We start from the raw sequence: 13,398 nt of genomic DNA on the forward strand, positions 1-13,398 counted from the left end.
GCGGCGCTGATGACGAGGAGGGGCCGGATCGGGTAGACCGGAGGAATGGCAGACTCCATCCCCCACGTCCTCGTCCTCGGCGGCGGCTCGGCCGGCTACACCGCGGTCAAGCAGCTCCAGAAGCACGCCGCCTCGGTGCCGATGCGCATCACCCTCGTGGACCAGAACACGTACTACACGTACCTGCCGTTCCTGCCCGAGGTCGCCGGCGGGCACATCGCCCCGAAGGACGTCACCGTCGAACTCCGACGTGCGCTCCGCAAGACCCGGGTCATCCAGGGCAAGGTCACCGGGATCTCCTCGGCCGACAAGACGGTCTCGGTCGCGACGGCAGGCGGCGACGACCGGTCCTTCGAGTACGACCACCTCGTCGTGGCGCTCGGTTCGGTCACCCGCACCTTCCCGACGCCGGGCCTCGACGAGGTCGGCGTCGGCTTCAAGACCGTGGAGGAGGCCGCGTACGTCCGCGCGAAGCTCCTCGACAACATCGCGAAGGCCGCCGCCACGCGGGACGAGGACGAGCGTCGTCGCCTGCTCACGAGCATCTTCATCGGCGGTGGCTACACCGGCGTCGAGGCGATCGGTGAGCTGTTCGACGTGTCCCAGGCCGCGATCGCCACGTACCCGTCGCTCGCCGGCGAGCAGCCGCGCTGGGTGCTCATCGACGCCCTCGACCGCGTCGCACCCGAGGTCGGCCCCGAGCTGTCGAAGTGGACCCTCGAGTCCCTCCGCGCCCGCGGCATCGACGTCCGCCTGAAGACGACCATGCCGAGCTGCGAGGGCGGGATCGTCAAGCTCTCCGACGGTGACGAGTTCGCCACCGGCCTGCTCGTCTGGACGGCCGGCGTCAAGCCGAACCCGCTCCTCGACGCCACCGACCTGCCGCGCGGGCCGAAGGGGCACCTCGCCGCCAACGCGAAGCTCCAGGTGGAGTCCGAGGACACGCACGAGGTCGTCCCGGGTGTCTGGGGCCTCGGCGACGTCGCCCAGGTTCCGGACCTGACGGCCGAGAAGCAGCCGGCGTACTACCCGCCGAACGCCCAGAACGCCGTCCGTCAGGCCGTCGTCGTCGCGGACAACATCGTCGCCTCGATCACCGGCAAGCCCCTCGTGGAGTACCGCCACCCGTCCATCGGCACGGTCGCCTCGTACGGTGTCGCCAAGGGCGCGGCGAACATCAAGGGCATCAAGATGACGAACCTGCTGGCGTGGATGGCGCACCGCTCGTACCACGTGTACGCGATGCCGACGCTGAACCGCAAGGCACGCATCATCATCGGCTGGGTCACCGGCGCCGTGTCCGGCCGCGACGCGACCTCCCTCATCAAGGAGACCGACCCGCGCCGTACCTTCGTCGAGGCCGCGAAGCACTAGCCCGCGTCGCGACGCGACTGCCTGCGGACGGGAGGCCCGGTACCAGCTGGTACCGGGCCTCCCGTCCGTTCGCGGTGGCGCTTGTGCGCCGAGCGCGAGCCTGGACCGCCTCCCACCCGCCGACGGTCACCGTGGACCGGACGAGCGAGAGGAGCGCCATGCGCGCCATGACCTACCGCGGCCCCTACCGGGTCCGCGTCGAGGACAAGCCCGACCCCCGGATCGAGCACCCGAACGACGCGGTCATCCGCGTGGAACGCGCGGCGATCTGCGGGTCGGACCTGCACCTGTACCACGGGATGATGCCGGACACCCGCGTCGGCCACACCTTCGGCCACGAGTTCATCGGGGTCGTCGAGCAGATCGGGTCGTCCGTCGAGACCCTCAGCGTGGGCGACCGGGTGATGGTCCCCTTCCACATCTCCTGCGGGACGTGCTGGTTCTGCGCCCGCGGCCTGTTCACGAACTGCCACAACGTCAATCCGAACGCCACCGCGGTCGGCGGCATCTTCGGGTACTCGCACACCACCGGCGGGTATGACGGCGGGCAGGCGGAGCGCGTGCGCGTGCCGTTCGCCGACGTCGGCCCGCAGGTGATCCCGGACTGGCTCGACGCCGAGGACGCCCTGATGATGACCGATGCGCTCGGCACCGGGTACTTCGGGGCCCAGCTCGCATCGATCCGCGAGGGCGACACCGTCGTGGTGCTCGGCGCCGGGCCTGTCGGGCTGTACGCGGCGAAGTCGGCGTGGTTCATGGGCGCCGGCCGCGTGATCGTCGTCGACCAGCTCGAGTACCGGTTGGCGAAGGCCCGCGAGTTCGCGCACGCCGAGACGATCAACTTCGCCGAGGTGGACGACATCGTCGTCGAGATGAAGAAGCAGACGGACTTCCTCGGTGCCGACAGCGTCATCGACGCGGTCGGGGCGGAGGCCGACGGCAACTACCTGCAGCACGTGACGAGCTCCAAGCTCAAGCTGCAGGGCGGCTCGCCGATCGCGCTGAACTGGGCCATCGACGGCGTCCGCAAGGGCGGCACGGTGTCGGTGATGGGCGCGTACGGCCCGATCCCGAGCGCCGTCAAGTTCGGCGACGCACTGAACAAGGGCGTCACCATCCACATGAACCAGGCACCGGTGAAGCGACAGTGGCCGCGGCTGCTCGAGCACATCCAGGCCGGACACCTGAAGCCGAGCGACATCATCACGCACCGGATCCCGCTCGAGCACATCGACGAGGCGTACCACCTGTTCTCGGCGAAGCTCGACGGCTGCATCAAGCCGGTGATCGTGCCGTGAGCGGGAACGGAGACGAGAGCATGAGCACCACCCCAGGGGCAGACGACCACATCGCGTACGTCGCCGACAAGCCGCGGGACCTGCCCTCGGCGGACGAGCTCCGGGCGCGGATCCCCGGGTGGGGGAGCGACCTCGACCTCGCCGACCGCCCGAGCGTCCCGAAGTTGTCCCGGGAGGCCGGCTCGGCGACGAACGCGCACTGGGAGCGCCCCGAGCAGCAGTCCGGCGCCGAGGGCCGCGAACGGTCCATCGAACACGCGCACGTGACGCCCGTGTTCGGCACCGCGCAGCCGCTGTCCGGCGTCGCCGGGATCGTGAAGCGCTACGCCTACCGTCGCTTCAGCGAGGGACGCCTGGCGCACTGGATGCTCCTGGTCGTCGGGGACCGCCTCGACGTCGCCACGCACCGGGTCACCGACGCGCTGCGTGGCCGACCCGACCGGTTGATCCAGGAGACCGGCATCGCGGCCGAGGGCGCGGACGACCCGGTCGGCGCCCGGCTCGGCTCGACCCGGCGGGACTGGCGGCACGGCGTGCTCGATCCCGTCATCGCGACCTGGCCGTACCTGCTCATCGGCGGCGTGGCGGTGTGGGTGGTCCGGCGCGCTCGACGCTGACGGCCACGCCGAGGCTCGGCTCGGCGGACACCACTCGCGTGCCGAGTGCCGCACGGTGTCCGCCGGCCCGAGGCTCGGACCCGCCCCGACGGTGCCGCGCCCGGCCAGAGGCTCGGCCCGGACGCCGGGCACGCGAAAACGAACGGCCCTCCCGAAGGAGGGCCGTTCGCCGCTTGTCTCAACACAAGTGTCCGAGCACGTGGTCCGGAGACCAGGTACTGCGTGTCCGAGGGGGGACTTGAACCCCCACGCCCTAATACGGGCACTAGCACCTCAAGCTAGCGCGTCTACCAATTCCGCCACCCGGACTGGGTGTGGTGCTCTCGCACCGGGCTGTCCGACCGGGTTTCCCCGGCGTTCCTGCCGAGAGAAGACACTAGCACGGCCGCGGACGCACGCCGAACACGGGCGCGCATCCCGGGCGCGGCGCGGTCGGAGCCCGGTCGCCGTCGCCGGCGCCGGTAGCGTTGGCGCATGACGTCCGAGCTGGAACGCACCGCGGCGATCGCGCGGGACCTCATCCGGATCGACACCACGAACTGGGGTGAAGGGAAGTCGCGCGGCGAGACCGAGGCGGCACACTACGTCGAGGCCGCGTTGCAGGACCTCGGCCTCAGCCCCCAGCTGTTCGAGTCCGAGCCGGACCGGGTCAGCGTCGTCGCCCGCGTCCCCGGTCGGGACCGGAGCAAGCCGGGGCTCGTCGTGCACGGGCACCTCGACGTCGTCCCCGCCGACGCGGCGAACTGGTCCGTCGACCCGTTCGGCGGCGAGGTGCGCGACGGCTCGCTCTGGGGGCGCGGCGCCGTCGACATGAAGAACATGGACGCGATGATGCTCACCGCGTTGGCGGACGTCATCGACCGTCAGGGGGCACCGGAACGGGACCTCGTGATCGCCTACTTCGCGGACGAGGAGGCCGGTGGCGTCCTCGGCGCCCACCACGTCGTCGACACCCACCCCGAGGTCTTCGACGGCGCGACCGCGGCGATCAGCGAGGTCGGTGGCTACTCGATCACGCTCGGCGACCGGCGCGCCTACCTGCTCCAGACCGGTGAGAAGGCCCTCATGTGGGTGAAGCTCACCGCCCGGGGGACCGCTGCGCACGGCTCGCACGTCATCCGGGACAACGCCGTGACGAAGGTCGCCGCAGCCGTCGCCCGCATCGGTGGCGAGGAGTGGCCGGTCCGGCTGTCGGCGACCACCGAGGCGATGGTCGCCGAGGTCGCCCGCTTCCTCGGTGTCGACCCGGTCGCCACCGGCCCGGACGAGGTCGCCCTGGCCACCGGCTCGGCGGCGCGCTTCATCCACGCGGCACTGCACACCACCACGAACCCGACCGTCCTCAGCGCCGGGTACAAGCACAACGTGATCCCAGACGAGGCCACCGCGCTCGTCGACATCCGATGCCTGCCCGGGGACGAGGAGACCGTGCTGGCCCGCGTGCGGGAACTCGCCGGCGAGGACGTCGAGGTCACCATGACGCACCAGGACGTCGGCCTCGAGCAGGACTTCGGCGGCCCGCTCGTCGACGCCGTCCGTGACGTGCTCGAGCGGCACGACCCCGGCGCCCCGGTCCTGCCCTACCTGCTGTCCGGCGGCACGGACAACAAGGCGCTGTCCCGTCTCGGCATCGCCGGGTACGGGTTCGTGCCGCTGCAGCTGCCCGCCGGGGTGGACTTCCCCGCGATGTTCCACGGCGTCGACGAGCGGGTCCCGCTCGCGTCGCTGGCGTTCGGCCGCCGCGTCCTCGGAGACCTCTTCGCGACCTACTGATACCGTGCATGGTCGTCGTCGGGAACGGCGACCGAGTCCAGCACCGGCGAAAGGCCGCACACGTGCACATCTTCGAGGCGATCTTCCTCGGCTTCGTCCAGGGTCTGACCGAGTTCCTGCCGGTCTCCTCCAGCGCGCACCTGCGCATCGTCGGGCTGTTCCTGCCGGATGCCGAGGACCCCGGCGCGGCCTTCACCGCGGTGACGCAGCTCGGCACCGAGACCGCAGTGCTCATCTACTTCTGGAAGGACATCACCCGGATCATCGGGCGGTGGTTCCGCGCGCTCGGCGGCACGGTCCCGCGGAACGACCCGGACGTCCGCCTCGGTTGGCTCGTCATCCTCGGCACCATCCCGATCGGCGTGGTCGGCCTGCTCCTCCAGGACAGCATCGAGACCACCTTCCGGTCGCTCTGGATCGTCGCGATCGTGCTCATCGTCTTCGGCGTCGTCCTGGGGGTGCTCGACCGGGTCGGGCGGAAGGTCCGGCGGATCGAGCACATGACCTTCAAGGGCGGCATCCTCATCGGGCTCGCGCAGGTCCTCGCGCTCGTCCCCGGCGTCTCCCGGTCCGGGGCGACGGTCTCGATGGGGCTCGCGCTCGGCTACACCCGACCGGCGGCCGCACGGTTCGCGTTCCTCCTGGCGATCCCCGCGGTGTTCCTGTCCGGGCTGTACGAGGCCGCGACGAGCCTCGGCGACACCGGAGCGCCGTTCGGCGTGGCGGACACCCTCATCGCGACCGTGGTCGCCTTCGTCGTCGGGTTCGTGGTCATCGCCGCGTTCATGAACTACATCAGCAAGCGGAGCTTCATGCCGTTCGTCGTCTACCGCATCGTCCTCGGTGTCGTCCTCATCGTGCTGCTCTCCCTCGGGGTGGTCGAGCCGTGAGGGCCTGGCAGGCACCGAGCGTCCCCGAGGTCCCGGGGTCCGGCCCCCGTCCGCTCGTCCACGACACCGCGACCGGCAAGCCCGTCGACCCGACGCGCGGCACCGACGACGCATCGCTCTACGTCTGCGGGATCACCCCGTACGACGCCACGCACCTCGGGCACGCCGCGACGTACCTGGCGTTCGACACGCTCGGCCGGGCGTGGCGGGACGCCGGGTTGCCGGTGCGGTACGCGCAGAACACGACGGACGTCGACGACCCGCTCCTCGAGCGCGCGACCCGCGACGGCGTGGACTGGCGGGAGCTCGCCGCCTCGCAGATCGACCTGTTCCGCCGCGACATGGAGGCCCTGCGCGTCCTGCCGCCGGACGACTACGTGGCGGTCACCGACGAGGTCGAGCGGGTCGCCGAGGCCGTCGCGTACCTCGAGGAGACCGGGTACGCCTACACGGTGCCGACAGCCGACTCGGACGGCGAGGACCTCTACTTCGACGTCAACCGTCCCACCGAGACGTGGGCGCTCGGCGACGAGAGCCGACTCGACCGCGAGACCATGCTGGCCCTCTCCGCCGAGCGTGGCGGCGACCCCGACCGCCCCGGCAAGCGCGACCCGCTCGACCCGTTGCTGTGGCGTGCCGAACGCGAGGGCGAGCCGAGCTGGGAGACCGAGATCGGCCCCGGCCGCCCGGGGTGGCACATCGAGTGCAGCGTCATCGCCGGCGACCGGCTCGGCCTGCCGATCAGCGTGCAGGGCGGCGGCAGTGACCTCGTCTTCCCGCACCACGAGATGAGCGCCGGGCACGCCGCGGCCCTGGCCTCCCAGCCACTGGCGAACGCCTTCGTGCACACCGGGATGGTCGCCTACCAGGGGGCGAAGATCTCGAAGTCGCTCGGCAACCTGGTGACGGTGCGCGGGCTCCTCGACGGTGGCGCCGATCCGCGGGCGATCCGCCTGGCCCTGCTCTCGCACCGGTACTCCGACGACTGGGAGTGGACCGACGGCGACCTCGAGGACGCCGACCGTCGTCTCGCAGCCTGGGACACCTGGGTGCGCTCCGGCTCCGGCTCCGAGCAGGACGCCGACGCCGTCGCGGCACGGCTCCGCGCCCGGGTCGCGGACGACCTCGACACGCCGGGCGCCGTCGCGGTGGTCGACACCGCGATCGCCGGCGGCACGGCAGCCACCCCCGGGCTCGTCGACCTCGTCGACGCCCTGCTCGGCATCCGCATCGCCTGACGGGAGCGGCGACGGTCGCCGCCACCCCGTGTCGGACGGGAGGCCCGGTACCAGCCGGTACCTGTGCCCTCGCCGCCGGTTCCGAGCCGACGCGCCAGCGGCGGATCGGCCGTGCTGGTGGGGAGCCTCCCGTCCGGCACACGCCCGCGGCTACTGCGGCGGCTGCGGCGGCCGCCACGGGCCCTCGCCCGCCGCCCCGCCGCCGTCCTTGCCGTCCTTGTGCTCCCGGCGCCGCAGGTACTGCTCGAACTCCTGCGCGATGGCGTCGCCGGACGCCTCGGGGGAGTCGACCGTGTCGCGCGCCTGTTCCAGCTGGCCGATGTAGGACGCCATGTCCTCGTCGTCCGCGGCGAGGGCGTCGATGCCCTCCTCCCACTGCGCGGCGTCGTCGAGCAGGGTGCCGCGCGGCACGGTGACGTCCGTCAGCTCCTCCATCTTGTCGAGCAGCGACAGGGTGGCCTTCGGCGACGGGGCGTTGTGCACGTAGTGCGGCACGGACGCCCAGAGCGACAGGGTCGTCAGGCCGGCCTTGTCCATCGCGTCCGCGAGGACCCCGAGGATGCCCGTCGGTCCCTCGTACGTCGACTTGTCCACGTCGAACGCCGCACGCACGCCGGCGTTCTCACTCGACACGAAGACCGAGATGGGCCGGGTGTGCGGGACGTCGGCGAGCATGGCCCCGACGAAGACGACGGCGTCGATCGAGTACACGTCGGCCAGGTCGATGACCTCGGCGCAGAAGGCACGCCAGGTCCGGGACGGCTCCGGGCCGACCAGGACGAACACGTCGCGCTCCGTCGGCGCGCCGGTCGCCCCGATCACCGGACGTCCCTCGGCGCTCGGGCCGTGCAGGACGATGCGCGGCCAGGTCACGGCCCGTTCGCCCTCGTCGTCGAATCCGACCTCAGGGCGGTTGAACTGGTAGTCGACGTACCGCTCCCCGTCGATCTCGCGGAGTTCGTCGAGCTCGAGGGCGTCGACGATGCGGCGAGCGAGTCCGCTCGCGGCCTCGCCGGCGTCGTTCCAGCCCTCGAACGCGACGACGAGGAGTCGTCCGTCGCTGAAGGGGGAGTGCTGTGGCACGGCAGGGGCCTCCTGGTTGTGGAGCGGGTCGACGCGCCCGCGGTCGCGCGCGCGTCGGGACCGGAGCACGATCAGGCATCCACGATAGACCCGCTGCCACCGGGCGGGCATCCGCGGCCCGGGCGCCGCCGACACCGCCGGTAGACTCGTCGCCCGTGACCGCGCAACCCCCTGCCTCCGCCCAGCACGAGACCGCGCTGCCCGCAGCCGTCCTCTGGGACATGGACGGCACGATCATCGACACCGAACCCATCTGGCAGGAGTCCCAGGTCGTGCTCACCGCCCGCTTCGGAGCCGAGTGGACCCACGAGGACGGCCTGTCGCTCGTCGGCAGCGGGCTCGAGCGGTCCGGCGAGATCCTCCGCGCCAAGGGCGTCGACCTGGAGGTCGAGCAGATCGTCGAGTGGATGACCGACTTCGTGGTCCAGCGCCTGCACGGGGACGACCTGCCGTGGCGACCCGGTGCCCGTGAGCTCGTCGAGGAACTGCACGACCGCGGGGTGCCGACCGCACTCGTCACGATGTCGCGCCGCACGATGGCCCTCGTCACCGCCGAGGCGTTCGGCGCACGCGGCTTCCGGGTCGTCGTCGCCGGTGACGACGTCGAGCGCCCGAAGCCGCACCCGGACGCCTACCTGAGCGCGGCCGCGCAGCTCGGCGTCGACCCGACCACGTGCATCGCGATCGAGGACTCCGCGACCGGCGTCGCCTCGGCGGTCGCGTCCGGCGCGGTGACGGTGGGCGTCGAGCACATCGTCCCGCTCGCCGAGGGTGCCTGCGACGTCCTCCTCGACACCCTGGACGGCGTGACCGTCGACCGCCTGCTCGAACTCACCGGCCCGGCCCTGGCGGCCCGCGCCACCGACCGCCAGGGAGGCCCGGCCTCCGTCCCGGCGTCGGCCCCCGTCACCGAAGGGGACGCGCGATGAGCGACGCCACGACCGACGAGCCCACCACCCCCGGCGAGCCGACCACGCAGGACGCGGTGGAGCTGCCGCACACGGTCGGGGGTGCGCCGCACACCCCGCCGCGCGGACCGTTCCGTGCCGGCGACCGCGTCCAGCTCACGGGCCCGAAGGGGAAGCTCACCACGCTGTCGCTCGAGCGCGGCGTGGTCTACCACACGCACCGCGGCATGCTCGCGCACGACGACGTCATCGGGCAGCCGGACGGCTCGGTCATCCGGGCGAGCTCCGGGGACGAGTACCTGGCGCTGCGTCCCCTGCTCAACGACTACGTCATGTCGATGCCGCGCGGTGCCGCGATCGTGTACCCGAAGGACGCGGCCCAGATCGTCGCGTTCGCGGACGTCTTCCCCGGCGCACGCGTCGTCGAGGCCGGGGTCGGTTCCGGCGCACTCTCGCTGTGGCTCCTCCGGGCGATCGGCCCGACCGGCAGCCTGCAGTCGTTCGAGCGCCGCGACGAGTTCGCCGCGATCGCCCGCGGCAACGTCGGCACCTTCCTCGGGGCGGTCCCGGACAACTGGTCGGTGACCGTCGGGGACCTCGTCGAGGAGCTCCCGCAGGCCGTCGAGCCGCAGAGCATCGACCGCGTGGTGCTCGACATGCTGGCTCCGTGGGAGTGCGTCGACGAGGCCGCCGACGCCCTCGTGCCCGGCGGGCTCATCGTCTGCTACGTCGCGACGGTCACGCAGCTGTCGCGCACGGCCGAGGCGCTCCGTGACACCGGGCGCTTCACGGACCCGCAGTCGAGCGAGACGCTCGTGCGCACGTGGCACGTGGAGGGGCTCGCCGTGCGACCTGACCACCGGATGGTGGCGCACACCGGCTTCCTGATCACCGCACGTCGCCTGGCGGACGGGGTCGTCCTGCCGAACCTGAAGCGTCGGGCCGGCAAGGCGGAGTTCTCGGACGAGGACGTCGAGGCCTGGACCCCCGGAGCCGTGGGTGAGCGAGGCGCGAGCGACAAGAAGCTCCGCAAGGTCGCGCGCCAGGCGGCCGCCCAGGCACGCAAGGTGGCGGCTGCCGAAGCGGGCGAGGACGGTGCCCCGGACGGTGGCCCGGCGACGTCCGGACCCGTCGACGACGCCCACTAAGCTGACCTGCGTGCCCGTCCTGCATCGAACGGAAAGAGGATCCGTGCGCACCATCCCCGCACTCGTGGTCACCATCGGTCTCGTCGCGTCACTGACGGCGTGCGCCGCTCCCGGTGCGGGATCGGCCGGCACGTGCGCCCCGTCCGGAGCGGCGTCGGAAGCCGTCTCGGCCACGGGCGCCTTCGGGTCGCAGCCGGACGTCACGGTGCCCGCCGGCCTCACCGCCAGGGGCACCCAGGTCTCGGTCCTCCGACAGGGCGACGGCCGCACGATCGGGGACGGAACCCCGGTCGTCCTCGAGTACACGCTCGTCGACGGCACCACCGGCGAGGTCGCCCAGACCAGCGGCTACACCGGCGCCTCGAACCCGATCACGGCCGGCTCGACCAACGCCGGCGCACTCGGCGAAGCCCTGGAGTGCGCCCAGGTCGGCGACCGGCTCGCCGTCGCGCTGCCGAAGTCGGCACTCTCCGGCACCGCCACCTCGTCGTCGGGGAAGGCCGAGGACGCGGCCGTCTTCGTCGTCGACGTACAGCGCGCGTTCCCGTCCCGGGCCACCGGCACGCCGCAGCTCGCGGGCGACGGCATGCCCGCCGTCGTGCTCGCCCCGGACGGCGCACCCGGCATCACCATCCCCTCGTGGTCGGCGCCGGAGAAGGACGAGCAGCACCTGCTCCGCAAGGGCGACGGCGCGACGCTGACCGCGGAGGACACCGCGGTCGTCAAGTACACCGCCGTCACGTGGGGGAGCAGCACGACCGACTCCACCGTCGCGGGCTCGAGCTGGACCGACGGGTCCGGCGCGCAGCCGCTCCCGCTGGCCGAGGGCCAGGTCGTCGACGGCATCCGGAACGCCCTGATCGGCCGACACGTCGGGGACCAGGTCCTGGCGATCGTCCACCAGCAGGGTGCCGCGTACGCGTACGTCATCGACGTGCTCGGCGCGATGCCGCGCTGACCCGCGGCTGCGTAGGATCGGCACGTGCCCACCACCCGTGCTCCCCGTGTGCCCGCCGAGGAACGGCTGTTCAGCCTCGTGCTCGCACTGCTCTCGACGGAGTCCGGGCTGACGAAGTCCGAGATCCTGGCGAACGTCCAGGGGTACCGGCAGCGGTACGCGCCCGGCGGTGACAACGCCTCGCTCGAGCGGCAGTTCGAGCGCGACAAGGACGACGTCCGCGAGCTCGGGATCCCGCTCGAGACGATCGAGACGCCGGGTGCCGCGGGGAACAACCAGACGCTGCGCTACCGGATCCCGAAGGGCGAGTACGACCTGCCGCTCGACGTCCGGTTCACGCCCGACGAGTCCGCCCTGCTGTCGCTCGCCGCGATGGCGTGGCGCGAGGGCGCCCTGTCGGCCGACTCCAGGCGCGGACTGCTCAAGGTGCGGTCGGCCGGGTCGGAGGACGACTGCTCGGAGCACGAGAGCGGCGACGGTGCGACCGCGATCGGTGCCTACGCCCCGCGGTTGCGCACCCGGGACACCGCGTTCGAACCCCTGCGGTCAGCCCTCGACCGGGGCGCCGCCGTCCGGTTCGCGTACATCACGCCTGGCCACCACGAGGCCCGGGTCCGCGAGCTCGCGCCGCTCGCGCTCGTCCAGCACGGCGGCCGGTGGATGCTCGCCGCGCACGAGTTCGCCACGGGGTCCGAGAAGAACTACCTGTTGTCCCGGATCGTCGGTCCCGTGACCCTGTTCGAGGTCGGCCGGCACCCCGCACCCGCGGACGCGGGGGAGCGCGCGCTGGCGGGCCTGGACCGGGTGTGGGCCGAGCGCACCGCGACGGTACAGGTCGCCCCGGACTCGGATGCCGAGCGCCGCCTGACCCGGCGCCGGGACACCACGTCGACGTCGGACGGTCGACTGGTCATCCACCACGTCGACCCGCAGATCCTGGCTGAGGAGCTCGCGGCGTTCGGCCCCGAGGTCCGGGTCGTCGAGCCGGAGGACCTCCGTCAGCGCGTGGTCGACCGCCTCCGCGTGCTCGTCGCCGACCACACCGGGTCCCCGGAGCGGACCGTCGACCACCGCGGTGCCGGTGCCGGCCGTCCCGCCGAGGAAGGAGCGCCCCGTGGCTGACGCCCAGCCCCTGCAGGCGCAGGACAAGCTCGCGTTCCTCCTCGCCCTCGTGCCGTACCTCATCGACCGCGAGCGTGTCTCGGTCGCCGAGGCCGCGCGGCACTTCGGGGTCCCGGAGTCCCGCATCCGCCGCGCCGTCGAGCTCATCGCGGTGTCCGGCGTCCCGGGCGAGACCATGCAGTACCAGCACGGCGACCTGTTCGACATCGCCTGGGACGACTTCGACCAGAACGACATGATCGTGCTGACGAACCTCGTCGCCATCGACGACGCGCCCCGGCTGTCGGCGCGCGAGGCGTCGGCACTCATCGCGGGTCTCCAGTACCTCTCCGCCCTGCCCGAGGCCGCCGACACGGACGCGATCCGCGCGCTGATGGCGAAGCTGTCCCGCGGCGCCGGGGGAGCAGCGGGGAACGTCGCCGTCGGGCAGGACCTGCACGACGCGTCCCTCACCGTCATCCGCGAAGCCATGTCCGGCCGGCGCGGGCTCCGGTTCGAGTACGCGGGACCACGCACGCAGGGCAGCACGCGCCGGGTCGACCCGCTCCGCGTCGAGTCGATCGACGCCGACTGGTACCTCCGCGCCTGGGACCTCGACCGTGCTGCCATCCGCACGTTCCGCCTCGACCGGATGTCCGGCGTGCGCGTGGACGACCGCGCCGCCGAACGCACGATCGACGACGTCGTCCTGCCCGACACGCTCTTCCAACAGAGCGCCCAGGACGTCATCGTCACGGTCGAGCTCGACGCCTCGTCCCTGCCGCTCGTCGCGGACTTCCTCGCCGACACCGCCGACGCGCCGGACGACGACGGACGGGTGCGCATCCGGTTGGCCGCGTCGGCCGGGTTCGACGGCGTCGTCCGGCTCGTCGCCGGGCTGCCCGGTCGCGCCGTGGTGATCGACCCGCCGGCCGCCCGGGAGGCCGTGCGCGCGTTCGCCGCCGCCGCGCTCGACGTCCACTGAGAGACCGCTGCCGTAGGATCGGTGC

Annotated in this window: 12 protein-coding genes and 1 tRNA gene; 11 read left to right on the plus strand and 2 right to left on the minus strand. The window is 72.4% G+C overall.

The annotated features are described in order from the left end of the window. Positions 1-45 precede the first annotated feature (45 nt). The 3 genes from DEI91_RS08205 to DEI91_RS08215 all read left to right on the plus strand — a co-directional run bounded on the left by DEI91_RS08205 (position 46) and on the right by DEI91_RS08215 (position 3,289). Positions 46-1,374 carry an NAD(P)/FAD-dependent oxidoreductase gene (locus tag DEI91_RS08205; protein WP_111051823.1) on the plus strand — a complete coding sequence of 443 codons (1,329 nt, stop codon included), beginning with the start codon at positions 46-48 and terminating at the stop codon, positions 1,372-1,374. Positions 1,375-1,532: 158 nt separating this feature from the next. Beyond that, positions 1,533-2,672, plus strand: a complete 1,140-nt coding sequence (locus DEI91_RS08210; RefSeq protein WP_111051824.1) for a zinc-dependent alcohol dehydrogenase — start codon at positions 1,533-1,535, stop codon at positions 2,670-2,672. Positions 2,673-2,692: 20 nt separating this feature from the next. Then, a complete protein-coding gene (locus tag DEI91_RS08215; protein ID WP_258374351.1) occupies positions 2,693-3,289 on the plus strand; it encodes a hypothetical protein in 597 nt (198 codons plus the stop codon). 223 nt (positions 3,290-3,512) lie between these two features. On the opposite strand, the gene DEI91_RS08220 is transcribed toward DEI91_RS08215, so the two are convergent. After that, positions 3,513-3,598 (minus strand) — tRNA-Leu (locus tag DEI91_RS08220). Positions 3,599-3,763: 165 nt separating this feature from the next. On the opposite strand from DEI91_RS08220, the gene DEI91_RS08225 reads away from it, so the two are divergent. The 3 genes from DEI91_RS08225 to mshC all read left to right on the plus strand — a co-directional run bounded on the left by DEI91_RS08225 (position 3,764) and on the right by mshC (position 7,190). Beyond that, positions 3,764-5,062 carry a M20/M25/M40 family metallo-hydrolase gene (locus tag DEI91_RS08225; RefSeq protein ID WP_111051825.1) on the plus strand — a complete coding sequence of 433 codons (1,299 nt, stop codon included), beginning with the start codon at positions 3,764-3,766 and terminating at the stop codon, positions 5,060-5,062. A gap of 62 nt (positions 5,063-5,124) precedes the next feature. Further along, positions 5,125-5,952: an undecaprenyl-diphosphate phosphatase gene (locus tag DEI91_RS08230; RefSeq protein WP_111051924.1), complete on the plus strand. Its 828-nt coding sequence runs from the start codon at positions 5,125-5,127 to the stop codon at positions 5,950-5,952. Beyond that, the gene (gene mshC / locus DEI91_RS08235; RefSeq protein ID WP_111051826.1) at positions 5,949-7,190 is read left to right on the plus strand and encodes a cysteine--1-D-myo-inosityl 2-amino-2-deoxy-alpha-D-glucopyranoside ligase; all 1,242 of its coding nucleotides are present in this window, start codon (positions 5,949-5,951) and stop codon (positions 7,188-7,190) included. The genes DEI91_RS08230 and mshC overlap by 4 nt, the downstream gene beginning before the upstream one ends. Before the next feature lie 150 nt (positions 7,191-7,340). Here mshC and DEI91_RS08240 read toward each other — a convergent pair whose 3' ends face one another. Beyond that, on the minus strand, positions 7,341-8,273 hold the full coding sequence (locus DEI91_RS08240) for a proteasome assembly chaperone family protein (RefSeq protein ID WP_110825207.1): 933 nt from the start codon (positions 8,271-8,273) through the stop codon (positions 7,341-7,343). Between the two features lie 155 nt (positions 8,274-8,428). Between DEI91_RS08240 and DEI91_RS08245 the strand changes: the two genes are divergently transcribed. The 5 genes from DEI91_RS08245 to DEI91_RS08265 are packed head-to-tail and all read left to right on the plus strand — an operon-like array spanning position 8,429 to position 13,373. After that, entirely contained in the window at positions 8,429-9,202 is a 774-nt protein-coding gene (locus DEI91_RS08245; protein WP_258374352.1) for an HAD family phosphatase, read from the plus strand. Then, on the plus strand, positions 9,199-10,329 hold the full coding sequence (locus DEI91_RS08250) for a tRNA (adenine-N1)-methyltransferase (protein WP_258374353.1): 1,131 nt from the start codon (positions 9,199-9,201) through the stop codon (positions 10,327-10,329). Before DEI91_RS08245 ends, DEI91_RS08250 begins: the two co-directional genes overlap by 4 nt. 43 nt (positions 10,330-10,372) lie before the next feature. Beyond that, the gene (locus DEI91_RS08255) at positions 10,373-11,287 is read left to right on the plus strand and encodes an FKBP-type peptidyl-prolyl cis-trans isomerase (RefSeq protein ID WP_111051827.1); all 915 of its coding nucleotides are present in this window, start codon (positions 10,373-10,375) and stop codon (positions 11,285-11,287) included. Positions 11,288-11,311: 24 nt separating this feature from the next. Continuing rightward, positions 11,312-12,409, plus strand: a complete 1,098-nt coding sequence (locus DEI91_RS08260) for a YafY family protein (RefSeq protein WP_111051828.1) — start codon at positions 11,312-11,314, stop codon at positions 12,407-12,409. Then, a complete protein-coding gene (locus DEI91_RS08265) occupies positions 12,402-13,373 on the plus strand; it encodes a YafY family protein (protein ID WP_111051927.1) in 972 nt (323 codons plus the stop codon). The genes DEI91_RS08260 and DEI91_RS08265 overlap by 8 nt, the downstream gene beginning before the upstream one ends. Positions 13,374-13,398 lie beyond the last annotated feature (25 nt).

Source organism: Curtobacterium sp. MCBD17_032, assembly GCF_003234855.1.
In the GTDB taxonomy this organism is placed as follows: Bacteria; Actinomycetota; Actinomycetes; order Actinomycetales; family Microbacteriaceae; genus Curtobacterium.